Below are 1120 nucleotides of genomic sequence, written 5' to 3'. Positions count from 1 at the left end.
CACCCCCGCATCTACTTCTACTCAAACTTAACCAATGGTAAAGCAGGCTTCTACATCAGGTGCACTGCCGCAACGAGTACGACTAACGGCACTATAAACTTTTCCACCCGAGCGTTCAGCGACGAACTTATACCTGACGCTCGCTTCAACGATGCCGCTAGCACCTGCCAACACTCACACGACAAACTCATCGACCTCATCAACCTCAGCGGAGTCCCATGGCCATGATCACCTTCAACCCCACCACCACACAACAAGTAACCAACATCCTCGAAAGCATCATCGCAAGGAATGAATCCTTCAGCAAACGCCTGCTCGAACACCCCCTCGCTGACAGGCTCGGAGGGTTTTCCACCATCAACGCCCTTAACCAACTCGCCCAAGAATACAGCGAAATCAGCGCCCACCGAGACGGCGGCGCGGCAAGAACACTGCAAGAAATCCTCGCCCAAATCCAATGGAGCAACGAGAACTTTACAACCGGCTGCCAGAAAATACTCTTCACCGATGAAGACCTCGCCCAATCACTAGCAACAGCCATCGGCACATCCGCCCCCGCCCTCTACCCCACCATCAACCACACGTTCAGCACGCTCCCAGAAGCAATAGCGAACGTTCCTTACCCACAGCGCCCTGATAGAAACTACCAAGACTTCACCTACACCGAACCAACAGCAGCACGCGAAGCATCCCTATCATCGCTACTGAGTGGACTCAACGCGACGAAAACACACGACGCCAACACCCTAACCGTCACGTGGAGAGATTACAGCCAAACGTGCCTAGAAACAGCAGAAGATCTTATGGTTCTGGTGTCTCTAATTGAGTCTGAGAACCAAGGGGAATTCTTCGACGCCGCAGTACACACCATCACAGAACTAGCCGAAACCTCCCGCACCATCGCCAACAACAGCGAAACTATGGCATCAGCTGCTGAAAAGGTAGGAGCGATCGCGCCACGAATCACACCAGAAGTCGACGCAGCGATCACCGCAATCGAACAACTACGCAAACGCGGCGCTGAACAAGCAGCCGCCGCCCGCGCAGCAGACGACCCCACCACAGCACGCATGATCGAAACTGAAACAGAACAACACGCACAGCGCATGGAGGAAAACTA

The 1120-nt window shown here is 54.0% G+C and carries 2 protein-coding genes; both read left to right on the top strand.

Annotated features, from left to right (window positions below; translation table 11 throughout):
- The coding region (locus NXT00_RS09415) for a hypothetical protein (RefSeq protein WP_259080378.1) at window positions 1-228 on the top strand (228 nt) is incomplete at its 5' end.
- Window positions 219-1120 (top strand): hypothetical protein (locus NXT00_RS09410; RefSeq protein ID WP_259158815.1); only part of this gene is annotated, 902 nt, incomplete at its 3' end. The genes NXT00_RS09415 and NXT00_RS09410, both read left to right, overlap by 10 nt.

It is taken from the genome of Corynebacterium sp. ES2715-CONJ3 (genome assembly GCF_024814365.1).
Classification (GTDB): domain Bacteria; phylum Actinomycetota; class Actinomycetes; order Mycobacteriales; family Mycobacteriaceae; genus Corynebacterium.
Note: the sequence above shows the minus strand (reverse complement) of the source record. Positions and strands in the feature narration are given on the sequence as shown.